The 22,067-nt window shown below is 39.3% G+C and carries 24 protein-coding genes; 21 read left to right on the plus strand and 3 right to left on the minus strand.

From position 1 onward, the window contains the following. From D2A30_02700 to greA, 7 genes are all read left to right on the plus strand, one after another. Positions 1 to 309 (plus strand): hypothetical protein, encoded by a 309-nt coding sequence (locus D2A30_02700; protein ULL20575.1) that lies wholly within the window; start codon positions 1 to 3, stop codon positions 307 to 309. Positions 310 to 815: 506 nt separating this feature from the next. After that, entirely contained in the window at positions 816 to 3,908 is a 3,093-nt protein-coding gene (locus D2A30_02705; GenBank protein ID ULL20576.1) for an RNA helicase, read from the plus strand. Positions 3,909 to 3,976: 68 nt separating this feature from the next. Beyond that, complete coding sequence (locus D2A30_02710) at positions 3,977 to 4,654, plus strand: hypothetical protein (GenBank protein ULL20577.1); 678 nt, start codon at positions 3,977 to 3,979, stop codon at positions 4,652 to 4,654. Continuing rightward, complete coding sequence (locus D2A30_02715; protein ULL20578.1) at positions 4,647 to 5,978, plus strand: UDP-N-acetylmuramate--L-alanine ligase; 1,332 nt, start codon at positions 4,647 to 4,649, stop codon at positions 5,976 to 5,978. Before D2A30_02710 ends, D2A30_02715 begins: the two co-directional genes overlap by 8 nt. 54 nt (positions 5,979 to 6,032) lie before the next feature. Continuing rightward, a complete protein-coding gene (locus D2A30_02720; GenBank protein ID ULL20579.1) occupies positions 6,033 to 6,518 on the plus strand; it encodes a GNAT family N-acetyltransferase in 486 nt (161 codons plus the stop codon). A gap of 71 nt (positions 6,519 to 6,589) precedes the next feature. Further along, positions 6,590 to 8,383: an endolytic transglycosylase MltG gene (gene mltG / locus D2A30_02725; protein ID ULL20580.1), complete on the plus strand. Its 1,794-nt coding sequence runs from the start codon at positions 6,590 to 6,592 to the stop codon at positions 8,381 to 8,383. A gap of 79 nt (positions 8,384 to 8,462) precedes the next feature. Beyond that, a complete protein-coding gene (gene greA / locus D2A30_02730) occupies positions 8,463 to 8,945 on the plus strand; it encodes a transcription elongation factor GreA (GenBank protein ULL20581.1) in 483 nt (160 codons plus the stop codon). An 84-nt stretch (positions 8,946 to 9,029) separates the two neighbouring features. Here greA and yidC read toward each other — a convergent pair whose 3' ends face one another. Both yidC and D2A30_02740 read right to left on the minus strand, forming a co-directional pair. After that, on the minus strand, positions 9,030 to 9,944 hold the full coding sequence (gene yidC / locus D2A30_02735) for a membrane protein insertase YidC (GenBank protein ULL20582.1): 915 nt from the start codon (positions 9,942 to 9,944) through the stop codon (positions 9,030 to 9,032). Between the two features lie 70 nt (positions 9,945 to 10,014). Continuing rightward, on the minus strand, positions 10,015 to 10,296 hold the full coding sequence (locus D2A30_02740; GenBank protein ID ULL20583.1) for an acylphosphatase: 282 nt from the start codon (positions 10,294 to 10,296) through the stop codon (positions 10,015 to 10,017). Positions 10,297 to 10,460: 164 nt separating this feature from the next. Here D2A30_02740 and D2A30_02745 point away from each other — a divergent pair, with 164 nt between their 5' ends. Genes D2A30_02745 through D2A30_02755 form a run of 3 tightly spaced genes read left to right on the plus strand, consistent with a single transcriptional unit; the run spans position 10,461 to position 12,454 of the window. Then, complete coding sequence (locus tag D2A30_02745) at positions 10,461 to 11,201, plus strand: RNA methyltransferase (GenBank protein ULL20584.1); 741 nt, start codon at positions 10,461 to 10,463, stop codon at positions 11,199 to 11,201. Positions 11,202 to 11,248: 47 nt separating this feature from the next. Continuing rightward, entirely contained in the window at positions 11,249 to 11,731 is a 483-nt protein-coding gene (locus D2A30_02750; protein ULL20585.1) for an HD domain-containing protein, read from the plus strand. A 21-nt stretch (positions 11,732 to 11,752) separates the two neighbouring features. Further along, positions 11,753 to 12,454 carry a Bax inhibitor-1/YccA family protein gene (locus D2A30_02755; protein ID ULL20586.1) on the plus strand — a complete coding sequence of 234 codons (702 nt, stop codon included), beginning with the start codon at positions 11,753 to 11,755 and terminating at the stop codon, positions 12,452 to 12,454. Positions 12,455 to 12,498: 44 nt separating this feature from the next. On the opposite strand, the gene pepC is transcribed toward D2A30_02755, so the two are convergent. After that, positions 12,499 to 13,830 carry an aminopeptidase C gene (gene pepC / locus D2A30_02760; GenBank protein ULL20587.1) on the minus strand — a complete coding sequence of 444 codons (1,332 nt, stop codon included), beginning with the start codon at positions 13,828 to 13,830 and terminating at the stop codon, positions 12,499 to 12,501. Between the two features lie 133 nt (positions 13,831 to 13,963). On the opposite strand from pepC, the gene D2A30_02765 reads away from it, so the two are divergent. The 11 genes from D2A30_02765 (at position 13,964) to yidD (ending at position 21,346) form a co-directional block, all read left to right on the plus strand. Continuing rightward, positions 13,964 to 15,211 carry a diaminopimelate decarboxylase gene (locus D2A30_02765; GenBank protein ID ULL20588.1) on the plus strand — a complete coding sequence of 416 codons (1,248 nt, stop codon included), beginning with the start codon at positions 13,964 to 13,966 and terminating at the stop codon, positions 15,209 to 15,211. A gap of 100 nt (positions 15,212 to 15,311) precedes the next feature. Beyond that, positions 15,312 to 15,548 carry a YneF family protein gene (locus D2A30_02770; GenBank protein ID ULL20589.1) on the plus strand — a complete coding sequence of 79 codons (237 nt, stop codon included), beginning with the start codon at positions 15,312 to 15,314 and terminating at the stop codon, positions 15,546 to 15,548. Between the two features lie 90 nt (positions 15,549 to 15,638). Further along, positions 15,639 to 16,433 carry a glutamate racemase gene (locus D2A30_02775; GenBank protein ID ULL20590.1) on the plus strand — a complete coding sequence of 265 codons (795 nt, stop codon included), beginning with the start codon at positions 15,639 to 15,641 and terminating at the stop codon, positions 16,431 to 16,433. Beyond that, positions 16,430 to 17,431 (plus strand): nucleoside-triphosphate diphosphatase, encoded by a 1,002-nt coding sequence (locus tag D2A30_02780; GenBank protein ULL20591.1) that lies wholly within the window; start codon positions 16,430 to 16,432, stop codon positions 17,429 to 17,431. The genes D2A30_02775 and D2A30_02780 overlap by 4 nt, the downstream gene beginning before the upstream one ends. Next, positions 17,404 to 17,931: a metallophosphoesterase gene (locus tag D2A30_02785; protein ID ULL20592.1), complete on the plus strand. Its 528-nt coding sequence runs from the start codon at positions 17,404 to 17,406 to the stop codon at positions 17,929 to 17,931. The genes D2A30_02780 and D2A30_02785 overlap by 28 nt, the downstream gene beginning before the upstream one ends. Further along, the gene (locus tag D2A30_02790; protein ULL20593.1) at positions 17,928 to 18,386 is read left to right on the plus strand and encodes a CBS domain-containing protein; all 459 of its coding nucleotides are present in this window, start codon (positions 17,928 to 17,930) and stop codon (positions 18,384 to 18,386) included. The genes D2A30_02785 and D2A30_02790 overlap by 4 nt, the downstream gene beginning before the upstream one ends. Beyond that, positions 18,383 to 19,114 (plus strand): site-specific tyrosine recombinase XerD, encoded by a 732-nt coding sequence (gene xerD / locus D2A30_02795; protein ID ULL20594.1) that lies wholly within the window; start codon positions 18,383 to 18,385, stop codon positions 19,112 to 19,114. Before D2A30_02790 ends, xerD begins: the two co-directional genes overlap by 4 nt. Next, the gene (locus D2A30_02800) at positions 19,114 to 19,833 is read left to right on the plus strand and encodes a segregation/condensation protein A (GenBank protein ULL20595.1); all 720 of its coding nucleotides are present in this window, start codon (positions 19,114 to 19,116) and stop codon (positions 19,831 to 19,833) included. Before xerD ends, D2A30_02800 begins: the two co-directional genes overlap by 1 nt. After that, positions 19,817 to 20,386 (plus strand): segregation/condensation protein B, encoded by a 570-nt coding sequence (locus D2A30_02805; protein ULL20596.1) that lies wholly within the window; start codon positions 19,817 to 19,819, stop codon positions 20,384 to 20,386. The genes D2A30_02800 and D2A30_02805 overlap by 17 nt, the downstream gene beginning before the upstream one ends. Beyond that, positions 20,376 to 21,107, plus strand: a complete 732-nt coding sequence (locus D2A30_02810) for an rRNA pseudouridine synthase (protein ID ULL20597.1) — start codon at positions 20,376 to 20,378, stop codon at positions 21,105 to 21,107. Before D2A30_02805 ends, D2A30_02810 begins: the two co-directional genes overlap by 11 nt. After that, positions 21,107 to 21,346 (plus strand): membrane protein insertion efficiency factor YidD, encoded by a 240-nt coding sequence (yidD, locus tag D2A30_02815; GenBank protein ID ULL20598.1) that lies wholly within the window; start codon positions 21,107 to 21,109, stop codon positions 21,344 to 21,346. The genes D2A30_02810 and yidD overlap by 1 nt, the downstream gene beginning before the upstream one ends. The last annotated feature ends 721 nt before the right edge of the window (positions 21,347 to 22,067 follow it).

Consider the following 22,067-nt stretch of genomic DNA (forward strand, 5'->3'; position numbering starts at 1 on the left):
ATGGAATTTTTTGGTGAGTTGCTAGTTGAGTTTTTGACTGGGCTAGCAGATTTCGATGAAAGGAAACACCCTCCCTTTGGAATTCGCTATTGGCTAGGTTGGTTAGGAGTTCTGATTCATGTCTTACTCTTTGCCTTGCTTACTTGTGTGACCGTCTTCTTTTTCATATTTTTCTTGGAAGGAAAAGGCTTGATTCACGGAGTAGTGGCAATTGTTTTCTTGTTGTTTGCTCTATTTTGGCTTTGGAAATGCGGAAAAACAATCTTGAAAATGTGGCAAGCAACGATTTATTATTTAGCTATTCATTAGAGACATCAGATTTACAGCTGGTGTTTTTTTTGATGCCTAGTCGGGGAAAATTCCCTTATAATCTGCTATAATGGAATGATAATGATTTTGATATAGACAATACTCAATGAACATCAAAAGTAGCCTAGCTTCAACTATCTTGGAGATAGTTGAGGGTTGGAAATATAGAGAATGCTGTTCGTGACATTAAGCCGAAGACAAAACTCTGTCACTTTCTTATTTCAAGGTAACAGGCTGAAAAACTCCATTTGTAGCTTTTCACTCATCAAGGCTTTTGACAATGGTTAATTTTGATTTTTGAAGAGTATTAGTATTGTCATGTAGTTTACAAGAAGGTTTGGATGACCTTTTGAGGTTGAAAATAGGGAGTGTAGTTCACAATAGTTGTAATGGTCAGACTTGCAGTGAGAAGCAGGATTGCAAATATTTGCTACGGAAATCGGATTTCTAGCTTGTCACACTTTGCATTAATAAAAAAACAAATGACAAAAAGAAAAGGAGCTTGAATGGGTCGTATGATGCCGGGGCGGATTCGCCAAGAAGGAATTGATTTATACGAGGCTGGACAATTGACAGTTCTTCAAAGTAAGAATGGCAAAATGGAGCTTGAAATTGCCGGAGAACACTTTGTGTATGGAGATGACGATAGCGATCTACAATGTAGCTGTCAATTATTTCAGAGCAAGGGTTACTGCCAACATTTAGCTGCCACGGAGTATTTCTTGAAAAATGATAGGTCGGGCAAGGATATAAGTCAATCCATGAAAGAAGAAGGGGATGAACATAAAGAAACCGTTCGTCGAACCTATTTTGGTGGTCTATTTTTAGATGAGATTCTTCGTCCAAAGCCAGAAATGGGGATTAAGTATCAGTTATCTGTGGAAGGAAGTTTGTTGCCTTTTGATCGCCAGATTGATTGGACTTTGAAAATTTCCCGTCTGCCAGATAGTCGTTCTTATATTGTAAGAGATATTGGTGCATTTTTGCGTCTGGTAAAAGTTAATGGTTATTACCAAATTGGGAAAAATTATTATGAGCTGGTTGCGTATGAAAATTTTGATGAGCCGAGTCAGGCTTTAATAGAATTTCTATGGAATTTGGTACCAGAGAAAGTTGGATTGGACTCAGATATTCTTATACATTTTGGAAGACATTTTCGCTTACCTCAGGCCTATTTTGAAGAAGGGCTGGAATTGCTGAACCAGCTAGCTGTATTTGAATTTTCGTATCAGCAGCAATCTTATCGTTCTATGAACGTTTTTCCATTGAGTGAAGATGCAGGTTTGTTTCACTTTGATGTAACGGTCCACACGCACATGATTGAAATGGCCATTCATGAGAAATCTTATCGACAGCTATTTCAAGGGCGTTTTCTATTGGTGGATGGGATTGTTTACAGTGTCAATCGCTGGCAAGAAAATCTGATTCGCTATCTATCAGAATTAGTCCCAACTGAATCTGGCCATAAAAAAGTTCAAGTTGATTTCAGCGATCAAGATCGACTGGCACTGAGTTTAATAGATTTGCAAACGATTGGTAGTGTGTCAGCTCCAAAACGGTTTAGGATACATGATTTTAAGCCAGAGTTTTACATTAATATGGAAGCAGATGGTCGTCTATGTTTGCAATTGCTGTTAAACTTTGGTGGTAGAATGGTAAGCAGTGAAGAGGAATTAGCTCTATTACCATTTGCGAGCCATTTCCAACACTTGGAGGCTGTTTTTCAAACAATCCACCTGGCTGGTTTTCATGGAACCTATAAGGCTTATAGGGCTTCGCTTAGTCAAACAGAGTTATATCCTTTTTTCAGTCAGCAAGTACCAGCTTTGCAAAAAATGGGGAAAGTGGTCTTATCAGATGATATTCAAGATTTACTCATTGAAGCTAAGCCACAAATAGAGGTGACTCGTAATGGTTCACTTTTGGATATTTCTTTTGATTTGTCCGAAGTTGATCCGATTGAAGTTGATCAGGCTATTCAGGCTTTATTAAATCAAGAAGACTATTATACTAGTACCAGTGGAAAGGTCTTAGTCTTTGATGAAGACACAAAGAAAATTAGTCAAACACTTATTAACTTACGAGCCCGCCACAATCAAACTGGACAACTTCAGGTCCATGCTTTAGTGGGATACCAATTGTCTCAATCTTTTGCAAACTTTGAACAAGTCCAATTTACGAAAGAGTTTTTAGAAATGGCGACCTATCTCGCTCAGCCAGAACGTTTCCCACTTCCTGAATTGAGAGTCACTACCCCGCTTAGAGATTATCAACAGATTGGTGTTAAATGGTTATCTATGTTAGATACTTATGGTTTTGGAGGGATTCTAGCTGATGATATGGGATTAGGAAAGACCTTACAAACTATCTCTTTTCTGACTAGTCGACTAAGTGAAGACTCAAAAGTATTGATATTGGCACCTTCCAGTCTCATTTACAATTGGTTAGAGGAGTGTAACAGATTTGCACCTGAACTTGATGTGGCTGTTGTTCATGGTACCAGAGAACAACGTGAAGAGATTATTGCAAATAGAAAGCAAATTTTAGTGACATCTTATCCGTCTTTTAGGCAAGATGTAGAGCTATACAAGCAGGAGAGATTTGATTACCTCATTTTGGATGAGGCTCAGGTCATGAAAAATGCCCAATCAAAAATTGCCCAATTACTTCGTGAATTTGAAGTAGGGAACTGTTTTGCCTTATCTGGAACACCGATTGAAAATCACTTAACAGAATTATGGTCTATTTTCCAAATCGTTCTTCCAGGATTGTTACCCAATAAGCAAGCCTTTAGTAAGATGACAGCTAAAGAATTAGCTCGAACGATACAACCATTTGTGTTGAGGCGTCATAAAGAAGATGTTCTCAGAGAGTTACCAGATTTAATTGAAGTCAATGTTCTGAATGAATTAACTGATGAACAAAAGACAGTTTATTTAGCACAACTTCAACAAATGCAATCACAAGTTCTTGGTGCAACTGATGCGCAAATTAATCGAAGTAAAATCGAAATTCTGTCGGGAATCACTCGATTAAGGCAGATTTGCGATACTCCAAGCCTATTTTTGGATTCCTACAAGGGGGAAAGTGGCAAGTTAAATAGTTTGAGAGAATTATTAATTCAATTAAAAGAAGGAAATCGGCGAGTTCTTATTTTTTCTCAGTTTCGAAATATGTTAGAGCAAATTGAGTCTCAACTGGAAGAAATTGGATTGACATCCTATACCTTAACTGGCTCAACTCCTGCAAATCAACGACAGGAAATGACTCGAGCATTTAATGCAGGTAGCCGAGATGCCTTTCTTATTTCATTGAAAGCAGGCGGTGTTGGACTGAATTTAACAGGAGCTGATACAGTTATTTTAGTAGACTTATGGTGGAATCCAGCTGTTGAAGCACAAGCCATCAGTCGTGCCCACAGAATGGGTCAAACAGAGATGGTTGAATGTTACCGATTGATTACTCGTGGGACTATTGAAGAAAAAATTCTAGAGCTACAAGAGCATAAAAGAAATCTTGTAAAGACAGTACTTGATGGAAATGAAAGCCGCTCACAATTAACTGCAGAGGATATCCGCGAGATTTTAGGAATCCAATAGGTGGATATATACAGGATAAGGAAAATTTACAAAAATGTGGTATAATATGTCTTTGAAAGGAATGACTTATGATTCGAAAAGCGAGAAGATTTCCATTAGTTGCAGATAACGAGATTCTGATTGGTGCTAACCCTGTAATGAGTTTATATGATGAAAGTGATTTAATCAGTAATATTAAAGGGCCGTATCAGGAGCGAGATTTCGTAATGGCTACAGAAAAAAAGAAGTCGGCTCAAGATAGTTCTAGCTCCCAGTCAGAAGACGAGCTATTACCACCACTTTTTGAAGCTACACCGAGTCGATACTCAAGAAAAGATCGGCAACAGTTACTAAGGGCCAAATTACCTGCTGAAAAAACTCAAGGACAACTGGCTCGCGAAAAAGCAAGAGAGGATTTAAAGAAAAAGCGGTCGGCTGGTTATTTGAGAGATGAGAAGACTGTGATTCAACCATCTCGTGTCCGACCAGTTGTTGTTCCATCTGAAACTACAGTTGGAACAAAAGTGGATAGACTGACTCGCTTGGCTAATAATCTGCGTCAGTCAGAGTATATTTTAGCGGATATGCCAACTGTCTATTCGCTCAAGAAAGAGGATCGTGAACAAGTTCAATCTGTAAAAAAGAATTCTTACGATTTTTTGAAAAAAAGCCAAGTCTATAATTATCCAGAACGGACTATTCAGAGAGAACGTCAGCTTGCACAGGAATTGAATTTAACACATATAGAAGAGGAACGAAATGTCTAAAGTCTATCATTTTATTGGAATAAAAGGGTCTGGTATGAGTGCGCTCGCTTTGATGTTACATCAAATGGGGCACAAGGTACAGGGGAGTGATGTAGAAAAGTATTACTTTACTCAAAGAGGGCTGGAACAAGCTGGCATTCCAATCTTTCCATTTGATGAAAAAAACATCACAGCGGATGTTGAATTAATTGCAGGTAACGCCTTCCGTCCAGACAATAATGTTGAAATCGCATTTGCTGATGAACATGGGTATACCTATAAACGCTACCATGAATTCTTGGGAGAATTTATGAAAGACTTTACAAGTCTTGGTATTGCAGGTGCCCATGGTAAGACCTCAACAACAGGGCTCTTAGCGCATGTTATGCGTAATATTACGGATACATCGTTTCTAATTGGTGATGGTACTGGCCGTGGTTCAGCAAATGCTCAGTATTTTGTATTTGAGTCAGATGAATATGAACGTCATTTTGCACCCTACAATCCGGAGTATAGCATCATCACAAATATTGACTTTGACCACCCTGATTACTTTACAAGTCTTGAAGATGTATTTAACGCTTTCAATGATTATGCAAAACAAGTAAAAAAAGGTCTCTTTGTATATGGTGAAGACGAGCAACTTCGAAGAGTCACTGCAAATGCTCCCATCTTTTACTATGGTTTAAACGAAAACAATGATTTTATTGCCTATGACCTCAAACCTTCTACTACAGGATCACAGTTTAAGGTGCGTCACGGCGAGGAAGAGTTGGGTGAATTCCAAATTCCGACATTTGGTAAGCATAATGTGATGAATGCAACAGCTGTTATTGCTACCCTTTATGTCGCTGGTTTCGATTTGCAGTTGGTTGCAGAGCATTTGAAGACTTTTGGTGGTGTAAAACGTCGCTTCACTGAAAAAGTGGTTAATAACACAGTCATTATTGATGACTTTGCTCACCATCCAACTGAAATCATTGCGACGATTGATGCCGCACGTCAAAAATATCCTAGTAAAGAATTGGTTGCCATTTTCCAACCACATACCTTTACTCGCACCATTGCCCTCTTGGATGAATTTGCAGACGCTTTGAATGGTGCTGATGCAGTATACCTTGCTCAAATTTATGGTTCAGCACGTGAAACAGATAATGGTCAGGTCAAGGTAGAAGATTTGGCGGCTAAAATCAATAAAAAAGGTGGCTTACTTACTGTTGAAAATACATCACCGCTGTTGGATCATGACAACGCAGTCTTTGTATTTATGGGAGCAGGTGACATTCAGTCATATGAGTACTCATTTGAAAGACTTTTGTCCAACCTTACAAATAATGTTCAATAAAGTGGAAGACGGAGGCTTTTAGCCCCTGTTTTTCCGCTATTTAAGGGAAAATGTATGGAAATTCGTTTTGCAAAATTCTCAGATTTAGAGCAAGTAGTGGAGCTTGAACAAGCTAATTTTTCAAGCCAGGAACAAATTTCGGAAGCTGTCCTTGCTACCTATCTTGACAGGCTTCAAAAAACATGTCTTGTAATGGAAAACAATGGTGAATTAGTGGGCTTTATCCTCTCATGCCCATGCACCACTCCTAAGGTGACAGATGCGATTTTTTATTTATCTTCTGATACGATTCCAGTTGGTAATTATCTGGCTATTGCTAGTTTATCTGTGTCGAAAAATTATCAAGGACAGGGAATTGGAACACTATTAATAGCAGCGTTGAAAGAAGTTGCTCTTCAAGAAGGTTATGTGGGAATTGCTTTAACTTGTAAAGAAGTTTTAGTCGGTTATTATGAAATAAATCATTTTACAGATTTCGGACCTTCTGAGTCTGAATTTGGTGGTACTTCATGGTTTGATATGTACTGGAATGCTCCCTAAAACAGGAATTTCTTGCATTTATAAATGCTTTAAGTTATAATGAATGATAACTGTGTGAAAGGAGTGTAATTGTGACAAAAGAGAATGACAACAATGCACAGCCTTCAAGTTTTCGTGATCAAATTTTACGTGAACTCGAAGAATTGAAAGCCCAGCGCCTTGAAGGACAACCGGAAGAGACCTTGTCTCAAGTAAATGATAAAGTTGTTGAGGAGATTGAGGCAATCGCTTCTGTTGCGAAAAATGAAATTGATCATAGTGAAGTCGCTGAATACGAACCAGAAGAGCTTCCAAAAGTATTAGAAGAGCGTGCTGATGAGAGTATTTCAGAAGAAATAACAGTATTGGATGAAAAACAAACTGATAGCAACGTGGGAGATCAACCACAACCTGTATTACAAGATACAGTTGAGCGTAATTTGGAAGAACTTAGAAATTTCATTTCAGCTAATCCAGAACTTTTAGGAGATCAGTTGCTTGAATCTGAAAAAATGGGTTCTGCTTCAGTTCAGTCTGAAGGGAGTTTTGATGCTCATTCAACAAGTCCATCGTTAGAAGACACATTTATCGACTTCCCTAAAGAAGACGTTTCGACTGTTACTGGTGATACAGAAATTATTCCACTGGAAGCGACTTTGATAGCCCCTTCAGTGGCAGTTTCAAAAGAGCCAATAAAAGTCGAAGAAAGTCAACCAAGACGCCGTACACATAGTAAAAATAAGCAAAAACGAAAGAAACAGGACAGAACGGCAAAAAGAATTGTTGCGGTGGTTATGTCATTGGTAGTTGTCTTCTTTTTAGCTACTTGTACATTTGGTTTCTTCTGGGTAAAATCAAGCTTGGAGCCTATTAATACTGAAGCCACAAAAACGATTCAAGTGGAGATTCCTGAAGGATCCTCTACTAAGGAAATCGCAAATATTCTCTTTGAGAATGACCTAATAAAAAATGCTACTGTTTTTAATTATTACTCAAAAATTAAGAGTTATAATAATTACCAGAGTGGATTTTATAACCTATCGCAAAGTATGTCAGTAGATGATCTTGCGAAAGCTTTGCAAGAAAGTGGAACACCGACTGCTCAAGAGGAACCTGCAGGAAAAGTGTTAATCGTTGAAGGTTATACACTTACACAAATTGCGAATTCAGTTACATTGAATGCTAAAACGGATGATAAAACTGATAAAACACCATTTACCAGTGAGGAATTTTTAGCTACAGTAACAAATCAAGAATTCATTGATCGAATGGTTGCAACCTATCCAAACTTATTTGCTAGCCTACCTGCTGCGGATAGTGGAGTTATTTACAGATTAGAGGGTTACCTCTTCCCAGCTGTTTATGATTATTATGACGATGCAACAATCGAAGACTTGGTTGAGCAAATGATTTCAACAACAGATGCTCGCCTTCAACCTTATTATGAAGCGATTGCTAATAAAAACCTAACTGTAAATGAAGTACTGACACTTGCGTCCCTTGTTGAAAAAGAAGGATCAACAGATGAAGATCGTCGTAATATTGCAAGTGTATTCTTTAATCGCTTAAATGCAGAAATGCCTCTTCAGTCCAATATTGCAATTCTCTATGCCCAAGGTAAACTAGGTGAGGAAACAACTTTGGCCGAGGATACGAATATTGACACTTCAATCGAATCTCCTTATAATATCTATTGGAGAGCAGGCCTGATGCCTGGTCCGGTTGATAGTCCTAGTTTGTCGGCAATAGAAGCTGTTTTAAATGCAAATGCAACGGATTATTATTATTTTGTGGCGGATGTTACTACTGGAACAGTTTACTTTGCTAATACAATTGAGGAACATGATCAGAATGTTGCTACATATGTCAATGCGCATTTAGAATAAATTAGTCTTTACTAGAACAAAATTATGTGGTATTCCACATAATTTTGTTTTCTTGAAAAAAATGAAAAAGGAAAAAAACATGGCAGAAAAAACATATCCAATGACCTTGGAAGAAAAAGAAAAATTAGAAAAAGAGTTAGAAGAATTAAAACTCGTTCGTCGTCCAGAAATTGTGGAACGCATTAAAATTGCACGTTCATATGGGGACCTTTCAGAGAACTCTGAATATGAAGCGGCAAAAGATGAACAAGCTTTTGTTGAAGGTCAAATTTCAACAATTGAAACAAAAATTCGCTATGCTGAAATTGTAAATAGTGATGCTGTTGCTGCAGACGAAGTGGCAATTGGTAGAACAGTAACAGTTCAAGAAGTTGGTGAGACAGAAGAAGAAGTTTACTATATTGTCGGTGCAGCTGGAGCTGATGCTTTTGCCAATAAAATTTCTAACGAAAGTCCAATTGGCAGAGCCTTGATTGGTAAGAAGACAGGGGATTTAGCTACAATTGAAACACCAGCAGGTAGCTATGATGTGAAAATTCTAGGTGTTGAAAAAACTAAATAATAGTGTGGAGAGAGTCGTAAGATTCTCTTTTTTTATTCACGAAGGTACTAAAAAAGATTGGGAATCCCAATCTTTTAGTGCTTATTATCTAGAACGTTGTTTTCCAGAATTACGATTTTTCTTCTTATTGTTTGTTTTTCCTTCAATGACTGCTGAAGCAGTTGGAGTAACATCCTTTGTTTTACGAGGAGTTGCTGTCACTGTGATATTTTTGAATTCCTCTTCCACTTGTTTACGAATACGAGGTTTCAAAATGAAGTTTGTAATAGCTTGTTGAAGAATACCGAAGAGACCACCGACAACCCAGTAGAGAGTCACTCCAGCAGGAGACCCAAATGAGAACATCATGATCATAATTGGATTCATCAGAGCCATGGTTTTCATTTGTTTTTTCTGTTCTTCATCCATGCCGACTTGCATTAAGAGCGATTGGGCATAGTATAAAATACCAGCAACGACTGTCAAAATCAGGCTAGTTGAACCTAAATTAATACCAAGGAAAGTAGCTTCAGAAATTCCTGGTGTGTGGCGAGCCGCAAAGTAGATTGCAGAGAAGAATGGCATTTGAATCAGCATCGGCAAACAACCGATTCCGCCGAGCATGCTCACACCGTATTGTTTTTGAGTTGCAAAATACTCTTGTTGCGCAGCAAGTTGCTCTTCTTTAGAGCTTGCATTTTTCATGCGCTCCTGGATTGGGCCTAAAATCGGTTTGAGATAATTCATCTTCTCAGATTGGATAGCAGCTTTCCAAGATTGGTAAATTCCCAATGGGAGGATGATGAATCGAACCAATAAGGTAACGATGATAATAGCAAGACCAAATCCTAGAGCTTGATCCTCTGCAAAAAAGCGAATCAAGTTGGACATTGGTTGCCCCAACCAATCCCAAATGAAACCTGTAGGATTTCCGCTTTTATCAGTTTGTACACATCCGGATAAGAAAAGAAGAGTTGATAAGGCCATGCCTGACAACATGAGTAGACGTTTATTTTTCAATTTTTTTCGTTCCTTTGTTTTTTTTCAGTATACTCTCTATTTTACTTTTTTTGACGGAAATATACAAGTTTTATCTATAGCTAACCTGAAAATCCTTATAGTCCTCAAAATTGGCCAGGGTAACATCTAGATAGGTCACTTTGGCCATACGAGAGGGCCCTTTTCGTATTTCATGAATAAAATGGCTGAGCTTCTCAGCATTTTCTGATTGGGCGAGGATGGTTACAGTACCATCTTCATTGTTCCAGACCCTGCCAGTTATATCACCAATTTCCATAGCAAGGTATTGGACAGACCATCGAAAACCAACTCCTTGGACAATACCAGATGCAATCATTTTTACCTTACGCATAAGTTTCTCCTTTTGACAAGACCTTTACTTTATTATATCATGGTTGGGTAATCCTGTTCACCATCTTGATGATGATTTCTTAACGGAATAAGATATATTTGGTATCAAGAGTACCTGGTATTTTATTAATAAAGTTGTTGAACAGTAAAAGAAAAGGAACAAACATGGACATCATTCGCTCAAAGACTAACAATTTGGTCAAACAAGTTAAAAAATTACAACAGAAAAAATATCGGACATCTTCTTATCTGATTGAAGGCTGGCATTTGCTGGAGGAAGCGATGGAGGCTGGAGCCAAAATTGAGCATATTTTTGTGGAGGAAGAGTATTTTGAAAAGGTTGCAGGTTTAGCCAATGTGACAGTTGTCAGTCCTGAAATTATGCAAGATTTAGCTGATTCTAAGACACCTCAGGGGGTAGTAGCTCAACTTGCTTTGCCGAGCCAACTTTTACCTGAGACTTTGGATGGAAAATTTTTGGTTCTGGAAGATGTGCAGGATCCTGGAAATGTTGGGACAATGATTCGTACAGCTGATGCAGCTGGTTTTGATGGAGTATTTCTATCGGATAAGTCGGCTGATATTTATAATATGAAAGTGCTTCGTTCCATGCAGGGGAGTCACTTCCATTTGCCAGTTTATCGGATGTCAATTTTCTCCATTCTTACAGCTCTTAAAAGCAATCAGATACAAATCTTGGCAACGACCCTCTCTAGTCAGTCGGTTGACTATAAGGAAATTACGTCAAATTCGAGTTTTGCCTTGGTCATGGGAAACGAAGGTCAGGGAATTTCTGATTTAGTGGCTGATGAGGCGGATCAACTTGTTCACATCACCATGCCAGGACAGGCTGAAAGTCTCAATGTGGCGATTGCAGCAGGAATTTTACTATTTAGCTTTATTTAAGCCAATTGTACTATAGTGTGGTATAATAATCCAACGAGGTTTAAAGAATGGTTGCATATAAACAAGATAAAGAATACATGGACTATGTGGGGCATTTAATTGCTACACCTAAAGTTCAAAAATTGGGGAAGATTCCTCATCATTATTACTCCACACGGTTGGAACATTCCATTAACGTGTCTTATACAAGCTATAAAATTGCGAGAAAGTTCGGATGGGATGCAAAATCGACCGCTCGTGGTGGGCTGTTACACGATCTATTTTTCTATGACTGGAGAGATACTAAGTTTAATAAAAGTCATGCTTGGGTTCATCCACGGATTGCTAAGCGCAATGCTCAGAAACTCATTCAACTTAATAAATTAGAAGAAGATATTATTGTGAAGCATATGTTTGGTGCAACAATTTCTCCTCCTCGCTATAAAGAGTCTTGGATTGTGACTTGTGTTGATAAGTATTGGGCAGTAAGAGAATGGAGTCTGCCTATGCAACACAAGTGGAAAAAAAGCAAGGTCTTTCGTTTTCAATAAGATGATTTAAAGGAGAATATCATGAATAACGATTCATTTATTATTAATCAGGTGGATAACACCGCCCTCAACCGTTTCTTTGGCAAGATTTACGGAGTGGTTGCTATGGGAATTGGTCTATCAGCATTTGTATCATTCCTAGCTGTTACAGTCTTTCAACCATTATTACTTAGCTTGATTAGTGCAGGTTCACTCATTATGATGTTAATCATGATTGGACAACTTGCTTTGGTCGTTTCGGCTTCAACGATGGCAGCTAAAAATAGTCCAATGGCTTTACCAATGTTTCTTGCTTACTCAGTGACCAATGGTATCACTATTAGCATGATTTTGATGTTCTATACTAGCGAAACAGTTGTGCTTGCCTTTGTGTCAGCGGCTCTCATGTTTGCTATCATGGCTGTAATTGGGATGACAACGAAGAAAAACCTTTCTGGTATGGCTCAGGCATTGCGTGCAGCTCTATGGGGAATTATTATTGCAAGTTTTATTAATATCTTCCTTCGTAGCTCAGGTCTAAGCTTTATGATGTCTATCATTTCTGTTTTGGTATTCTCAGGTTTGATTGCTTATGACAACCAACGTATCCGCAACGTTTTCGAACAAACTGGTGGTAATGTTGGCCAAGGTTGGGTCGTATCCATGGCGCTTCAGCTCTATCTTGACTTTATCAACCTTTTCCTCAACTTGCTTCGTATCTTTGGTGGTTTGAGTAGAGACTAATTATGACAAATAAAAAAGAGGCCTAGCCTCTTTTTTTGTATGCCTTATGCTAGAGCTCCCATTGGATCCCATGGAGCAAGGACTTGTGGTTGAGCTTGATAAGTTGCTAATTCTTCTGGTGTGAGGAATTCTTTTCGGACAACAATCTGATAAGTATACTCGTCCATCCAGCTATCTGATGCGACGAAGTATCCCTTGTCACCAACTTTGTCTCCCCAAGAGTTTTCTACTTTCCATTTGAGAGGTTGCTCATTGTCATCTAAATCAACACCAGTTAAGACCATAGCGTGGGTCATCAGACTTTCGGAGTAGTCTAATCTTCCAGCCTTGTCTTGATGGAATTGGATACCCAGACCTGAAGTGAAGTCGTAGGTGTTGGTTGCCATAATACCAGTTTGACGGTTGCTACTTTGACCGACATCGGAACCAAACCAAACGGACTCACCAGCTTTGAGTTGGGCAATAGCCAATTCTTTGAAACGGTTCATTTCTACATTGAGATAGCGGATAGCAGGGGCGCCAATGACGTTCCCCAATAATTCGACTGTATAAGATTTATTGTAAGGTTTGTCAGTTGTAGGAGCATTGATAATGGCGACATAGTCAGATAGTTTTAAACCAACGTATTTCTCGTAGAATGCCTGAGGTGTGACATTTGTATCACGGTGATAGACATTGTCTTTATCTCTATATGCAAAATCAAAACTGCGGGGAGGGAGTCCAAGGTTAACGGCTAGGAAGTTAAAAATTTCTTGAAGCAAGTTTTCTTTTTGTGTTTGAAGCTCTTCCGGAGATGCTCCTTTGGCAAGGAGGTCACGCAAGATTTGTGCATCTTGACGGAGCAATTTGTTAAGGTACTGATTGAGCTCACGGCTGGCACTGGATGAGATAGATTCTGGATAGACGGATTTCGGTACCACACCATATTTTTCAAATAAGGCAACAACCATATCCCATTGACCGCCATCTTGTTGAGGGGTGTCCAATAAGAATTTTACCTTACGGCTACCAATTTCTAGGTCAGCTGTAGCAATGATTTGTTCCATGAACCAGTTGGATTTTTCATATTTATCCCAAAAGAAGGTGTGGGCCTGTGATAACTCGAAATTCTCCAGTTTGAAGTCAGAGATGAGCTTGTGGCGGAAAGTATTCAATGCAGCAAACATCCAGCAACGTCCAGAAGCCTTTTGGTTTGAAACGGCGTCCGTGGTCAAATCGATTGAAAAGACATAGTCATTGTCGATGGCGCTTTGGCGTGTTTCCAAGGATTTCAAAAGTCCGTTGTGACTAACGGCATTTTCGGTTGCTTGTAAACTTGGGTTAGCTAGATAATCGGCATACAAGCGTTCTGCAAAATCAAAATCTAATGTTGACATATATTGCTCCTTTTTTAATGATATTCACATTATAGCGCTCGTAATTTATTTTGCAAGTATTTGGTGGAGTTGAAAGCTACAGTTCCTCACATATTTGTGATATAATAGGAAAAATATTTGATGAGGTAGCGATATGACAAAGACACCATTTGTTAGTAAAGAAGTTTTAGAGATAATCACAGAGCAATTTCCAACTCCATTTCATTTATATGATGAAAAAGGCATTCGTGAGAAGGCGCGTGCCCTCAATGCAGCATTTGCATGGAACAAAGGCTTTAAGGAGTATTTTGCGGTCAAGGCGACTCCAACTCCAGCTATTTTGAAAATTCTTCAAGAAGAAGGCTGTGGAGTGGACTGTGCAACAGATGTAGAAGTGCTGATGAGTGAAAAATTAGGCTTCAAAGACATCATGTTTACATCCAATGATACCCAAGCGAAAGAATTTGTCTATGCTCGAAAAGTTAGGGCGACCATTAACCTTGATGCATATGAACACATTGAATTTTTGAAAAATGTAGCTGGTATCCCAGAAACGGTCTGCCTCCGTTACAATCCTGGAGGAGTCTTCTCGCTGGGAACAGATATTATGGACCACCCAGAAGAGTCTAAGTTTGGGATGACCAAGGAACAGTTGATGAAAGGATATAAGAAGTTAAAAGAACTGGGTGTAAAGCAGTTTGGTATTCATGCCTTTCTGGCTTCAAATACTGTTACCAATGACTACTATCCTATCTTAGCTCGTCAACTCTTTGAATTGGCCTTGGAAATTCGTAAGGAAACAGGTGTGACCTTGGACTTCGTCAACCTATCAGGTGGGATTGGGGTCAACTATCGTCCTGATCAAGAACCAAACGACATTGCTGTCATTGGTGAGGGTGTTCGTAAGGTTTACGAGGAAATTCTCACACCAGCTGGTATGGGACATGTTAAAATCTTTACAGAATTGGGTCGCTTTATGTTGGCGCCACACGGTCACTTGATTACAAAGGTGCTCCATCGTAAGGAAACCTATCGGACTTATATTGGTGTCGATGCATCAGCTGCCAATCTCATGCGTCCAGCCTTTTACGGAGCTTATCATCACATCACAAATGTGACACGTCCAGATGCCCCAATCGAGGTGGTGGATGTGGCAGGTTCCCTCTGTGAAAATAACGACAAGTTTGCAGTTAATCGTGAATTACCACGTGCAGAAGTAGGTGACACCTTGGTCATTCATGACAGTGGTGCCCACGGCTTCTCTATGGGCTACAACTACAACGGTCGTCTGCGTTCCTCTGAAATACTTTTGCAGGAAGATGGCACAGTGCGCATGATTCGTCGTGCAGAAAGACCTGAGGATTATTTCGCAACCATTTACGGTTTTGATTTTGACAGGTAAGTCTTGGAAAAGACTAGGGAATTTGGTATAATAGGAATATTGAAAGATTGTTAAAAACAATCCATAATTATACTTTTTTGAAGAGTCAGGAGATTGACAGATGAACTTAGGTTTAGCTATTTTACTTATTGTATTGGCATTTGCAGGTGGTGTGGCCTTGGGTATTTACTTGTCACGTAGACAGGTAGAAAACTACATTGCTGATAAACCAATTTTGGATGAGAATGCTTTACGTTTGATGATGAGCCAAATGGGTCAAAAACCGAGTGAAGCAAAAGTTCAACAAGTGCTTCGCCAAATTAAGAGCCAACAAAAAGTAGCAAGCAAGAAAAAATAATCAAACTGGGACTGGGATATTCATTCCCAGATCCCATTTTTTGAGTAGGAAAAGAAAGGCTAGTCAGATTATCTGGCTATTCTCAGTATTATGGATAATCGACCAATTGGTTTTTTAGATTCAGGTGTGGGAGGATTAACGGTTGCGCGTGAATTGATGCGCCAGCTTCCTCACGAAGAAATCGTTTATATCGGGGACTCGGCACGGGCACCTTATGGACCCCGTCCAGCGGAACAAATCAGAGAATATACTTGGCAGTTGGTCAATTTTCTATTGACAAAGAATGTGAAAATGATTGTTTTTGCATGTAACACGGCGACTGCAGTAGCTTGGGAAGAAGTCAAAGAAAAATTAGATATTCCTGTTTTGGGGGTTATTTTACCAGGGACGTCGGCGGCCATTAAGGCAACAAAAGCTGGCAAAATAGGCGTCTTGGGGACTGTTATGACCATTCAGTCTGATATTTATCGAGAAAAAATTCAAACGTTATCTCCAGAGACACAGGTAGAAAGTTTGGCATGTCCAAAGTTCGTCCCTCTGGTTGAGTCCAATAGTCATCAGTCTAGCCTAGCAAAGAAAGTTGTTTATGAGACCTTGCGTCCGCTCTTAGGAAAGGTGGATACATTGGTTTTGGGCTGTACTCATTTTCCATTGTTGTGTCCGATTATTCAGAATGCGATTGGGAAAGACGTTAAACTGATTGACAGTGGGGCAGAGTGTGCGCGGGATATTTCTGTATTGTTAAATTATTTTGAAATCAACCATAGCCGCACAGAAAAGGATATTCAGCACCGTTTTTACACAACTGCCAGCCCAGCGGCCTTTAAGGAAATTGCTGAAAGCTGGATGGGCATTGATATTCATGTGGAGCACGTATCATTATGACAGAAAAAATTTATGAATACAGAGATGAGCATAATTGGTTTATTGGAAAGTGGGAGGGTTTTAACTCGATTGCTGGTATTGGAAATGTGAGTGATGAAGAACATTTTTACCTCAATAGGCTTTTGACTCGCCTAAACCCTCCAACTGATAATGATGTTCTTTCGGGCTATGATGTGACAATCGTAAGGAAACAATCTGATTTCCAGCTTTTTCGCTTTATAGTGGAAATCATCAAGACAGAAACAGGTCGTGACTTGCAGGTTCTTCAACATCAAGGAGCTATTCTGGTAACAGAAAATGACAAGCTTCTCTTGGTTCATTTACCAAAAGAAGGAATTGAGATGGCAACCTTCTTCGGACAAGATAAGGGACTTGCTGGTGTTGGGGATACTATCCTTATTGCGACAAAGAATGAAGGCAAGACCAGGGAATTTCGCAAGTTTTTTGAGCGATTTGGCTATCAGGTCGAGAACCTCAACAACTATCCAGATCTTCCAGATGTAGCAGAAACAGGTATGACTTTTGAGGAAAATGCACGCTTGAAGGCTGAAACCATAGCAGAGCTGACAGGCAAGATGGTCTTGGCAGATGATTCAGGTCTGAAAGTTGATGCTTTAGGTGGCTTGCCAGGAGTTTGGTCTGCCCGTTTTTCAGGACCAGAAGCAACGGATGAAGGCAATAATTCTAAATTGTTGCACGAGTTGGCGATGGTATTTGAAATAAAGGATCGTTCTGCACAATTCCATTGTACCCTAGTTATGGCTGCTCCAAATCGTGAGAGTTTGGTTGTTGAAGCTGACTGGGATGGATATATCGGAATGGAGCGACGCGGTGAAAATGGGTTTGGCTATGATCCACTCTTTCTTGTCGGTGAAACAGGTAAGACTGCGGCAGAATTGAGCTTAGAAGAAAAAAATCAAATTTCTCATCGTGCGCAAGCATTAGAAAAATTAGTGGAGGCATTTCCTGTATGGCAGGAGCAAGCAAAACAATCTTAGTCATGAGTGATTCTCATGGGGATAGACAGATCGTTGAAGAAATTAAAAACCGTTATTTTGGTAAGGTCGCTGCAATCTTTCATAATGGAGATTCTGAACTAGATAGTCAAGATAGTATTTGGGATGGAGTTTACGTTGTCAACGGGAATTGTGACTACTTTGGTGGTTACCCAGACCAATTGGTTACCAATTTCGACGATGTGACCATTGCACAGACTCATGGTCATCTTTATGGCATTAATTACGGCTGGCAGCGGTTGGATTATTGGGCACAGGAAGTTGATGCGGATATTTGTTTGTATGGGCATCTGCATGTACCTGATGCTGAAGTTCGAGGCAAGACGCTCTTTCTCAATCCTGGCTCCGTTAGCCAACCACGTGGTCTGGTCAGAGAATGTCTCTATGCCCTTGTAACCATCTCTGATGATTATTTTCATATTGATTATTATAACCGACAGCACCAACTCTACCCAGCATTGACAAAGGATATTTCAAGATGATTGCACGTGAATTTGAAGCCTTCTTGTTAGAACAGGAAGAAACCTTCCTTACTCCTGCTGAAAAATTGGCAGTTTTGGTGGAGAGTCACAATATTGACCATGCAAAACTGTTGCTTAGCCACACAACCTACTCGCGTGTACCTGTAGTGACAGAAGATGGAAACTATTTTGGAACAATTGGTTTAACTGAAATTATCAAATACCAGTCAGATAATGAACTGACCGATGATGAATTAAATGTAGATATCTCCCTCATTGCAAAAACGGATGAAGAAACCGTTGGCCTAGATTATGACTTAACGGAAGTAATGCGAAAATTGGTAGATCAATCTTTCTTACCTGTTCTTGGAGAAAACAGGAAATTCGTAGGTATCATTACTCGAAAATCCATCTTAAAAGCAATCAATGCTCTTCTACATAATTTTCCACTCGCGTCAAAAGAAGGAAAGAAATGAAACAAGCGATTGAAACCTTTATCAAGAGCAAAAAAATCAGCCTAAATAGCCAAAAATCCTATACCTATGATTTACAGCAATTTTTGACCGTGACCAAGGCAGAGATTTCCCAACAGTCCCTACTGCTCTATCAACAGTTTCTCTTGGATCTGAAACCTGCTGCTCAGAAAAGAAAAGTATCAACTATCAATCAATTTCTCTATTTCCTTTATGAAAGTGGGTACATGGATCGTTTCTATAAACTGCAGGCAATGGCAAGCTCTGGTCGTGTCAAAAAGCGGATGGAACGTGAAGATTTATCACTGCTTTTTCGGGAATCACCATTTCTTGATGGACAGCTTATTGCACTTTTGATTGCATTGCTAGGGCTTACGCCTAGTGAAATAGCAGAGCTAAAGAGTGAGCAGATGAACCTGAACTTTCAAGTTATGACAGTTGAGAAGGGAGCTACCAAGCGGGTTCTTAGTTTGCCGAAGGAACTTCTTTCCTATGTAGAAAACCACCTAACTGGAAAATATGTATTCGATAAGAAGGGGTACCCATACTCTCGTCAATGGTTCTTTAATCGGTTGAGTGAATATTTACAATCTATAGGAAAAACCGATTGGACTGCCCAAAAATTGCGAGAACAATTTATTCTACAACAGATAGACGAAGGAAAATCTTTGGACCAAATCGCCAAGGAGTTAGGACTGAAAACAAGCGTGAGTTTGGATAAATTTAGATAATGGATATTAAATTAAAAGATTTTGAAGGACCCTTAGATCTCTTACTCCACTTGGTATCCAAGTATCAGGTAGATATTTACGAGGTTCCAATTACGGAAGTTATTGAGCAATATTTAGCCTACATTGCGACCTTACAGGCCATGCGGTTAGAAGTAGCGGGAGAATATATGCTAATGGCTAGCCAATTGATGGTGATAAAAAGCCGTCGTTTATTGCCAAAGGTCGTTGAACAGGCAGATCCTGAAGATGATCCGGAAATGGATCTCTTGGACCAATTAGAAGAATACCGGAATTTTAAGCTTCTCAGTGAAAAAATGGGGGAGCAACATAATGAACGGGCACATTATTTTTCAAAACCAAAGCTAGATTTAATCTGTGAGGATGTCCAACTAGCGCAAGATAAAACGGTGATTGATATTTTCCTAGCATTTTCAAAAGTAATGGCAGAAAAACAAGCCAGTTTGCGCCAGTCTCATGCAACAATTGCACGGGATGAATACAAAATTGAAGATATGATGGACTTTGTACGTAATCGTTTCCAGAGTCATCCACGCATCGAACTTCGTCAGCTGTTTCTGGAAAGTCAAGATATTAACGAAGTGATTACGATGTTTCTCGCAACCCTGGAATTGGTCAAGGTTCATGAAATTGTATTGGAACAGGCTGAAATATTTGGGGATATTTATCTAGTAAGGAGAGAAAATGAATCGCTTAGCTGAAATCGAAGTCCTGCTCTTTGTGGCTGGAGAAGAAGGGTTGACCTTACGCAATCTTGCAGAGATGTTGGAATTACAACCAACAGCGGTTAATCAGCAATTAGAGAAACTCAGCGAGAAATACCAAGCGGATCCCGATTCAGGCTTAGCTCTCTTGGAATCATCTAACCGATTTAAATTGGTTACCAAAAAAGAATATGCTGAGCTTCTAAGAATCTATGCCAAAACACCGATCAATCAGACTATGTCGCGAGCACTTTTAGAAACATTGTCTATTGTTGCCTATAAGCAGCCGATTACACGGATAGAAGTTGATGATATTCGAGGGGTTAATTCGAGCGGTGCGATTAGTAAATTACAAGCCTTTGATTTGATTCGTGAGAACGGCAAGAAGGAAGTGCTTGGAAGACCCAATCTTTATGTAACAACGGATTATTTCCTTGATTACATGGGAATAAACAGCTTAGAAGAATTGCCAGATGTATCTGATTTGGAAATTGTCCAAGAGGAGACTGAGTTGTTCTTAGAAAGAAATGAGTTAGAAAATGAGAATTAATAAATACATTGCCCATGCTGGTGTAGCCAGTCGTCGAAAGGCGGAAGAACTGATTAAGCAAGGGCAAGTTACTGTCAATGGTCAGGTGGTTCGAGAGCTAGGGACCCTTATCAAGTCAGGTGATAAGGTTGAAGTGGAAGGACAGCCAATTTATAATGAAGAAAAGGTTTATTACTTACTAAATAAACCACGTGGTGTTATTTCTAGTGTATCTGATGACAAGGGCCGTAAGACTGTCATAGACTTACTGCCTATGGTCAAGGAACGCATCTATCCTGTTGGTCGGCTAGACTGGGATACGTCTGGGGTCTTGATATTGACCAACGATGGGGACTTTACCGATGAAATGATTCACCCACGAAATGAGATTGATAAGGTATATTTGGCGCGTGTGAAAGGCATCGCCAATAAGGAAGTCTTACGTCCCTTAACTCGTGGGGTGGTCATTGACGGTAAGAAAACCAAGCCAGCTGTCTATGAAATCATTAAGGTGGATCCTGTAAAAAACCGTTCTGTAGTTGAGTTGACAATTCATGAAGGACGCAATCATCAAGTGAAGAAGATGTTTGAAGCTGTGGGCTTGCAGGTGGATAAACTATCTCGAACCCGTTTTGGCAATCTGGATTTGACTGGCTTACGTCCTGGGGAATATCGCAAGCTGAATAAGAAAGATATTAGTAAGCTCCACACACTTGCTGTTGCTAAGACTGTTAAAAAATAATGGTCAAGCTCTTCATCGGCTTGGTTCGGCTTTATCAAACATTCATTTCTCCCCTCTTTCCCCCATCTTGTCGCTATCAGCCGACCTGTTCAAATTACATGATTGAAGCTTTAAATAAACATGGACTCAAGGGCTTATTAATGGGACTAGCTCGAATTGGTCGCTGTCATCCCTTTGTAGAAGGTGGCGATGATCCAGTTCCAGATACGTTTAGTTTACGAAGAAACAAGCATATGTAGGTTATTTGCTTGTTTTTTTCAGGCTTCACGGTCTTTTGTAAAAGACGAATGTTTTTTCAGAAAATATTGCATAATTATTCTTTTTCATGTTGTACTATTCAAAATAAAAAAGTGAGGTAGAGATATGAAAAGGATGAAAAAACTGACTTTGGCTGGAATTAGCTTTTTGTCAATCGCTGTATTTGCAGCATGTCAATCGAAAGAAAAAACAAATGAAGTGGCTTTGGCTTTTGATTCAGATTGTTTTTCATTGGTATGAGGTCTTCCACAGAATAAAACGCATAAAATCGATTTCTTTTACAAGAGTATTGATCTTATGCGTTTTTCTGTTTTTTATAGTGGTTGTTCTGTTGAAATACTATTTTTAAGGGGTTTTCAAGATTGTAGAGGTAATCTGTCTGAGTACCTAGGATTCTGAGAATGTTTAGTCGCTGTCCTCCTTTATGATTAGAATATCAAGTGTCACTTACTAGTTATCATTCTCACAGAATTTCATAGTTCATCATTGCATACACACCCGAGCAGGGGATGTATAGATTTGCAACTTTCACATTTTCTCCCAAATTTTCTGCGAAAAATTGAAAAAAAATGGGCAAAACGCTTGATTTTCACAGCTAATTGAGCTACAATAATATCACGATTTCATTTATTTACCTCAAACCTGTTGTGAGTTAAGTGAATGAATCATCATTCACCATGCTGTTTGCTGAGCGTGACTCCG

Source organism: Streptococcus suis (assembly GCA_022354845.1).
GTDB lineage: Bacteria > Bacillota > Bacilli > Lactobacillales > Streptococcaceae > Streptococcus > Streptococcus suis_AA.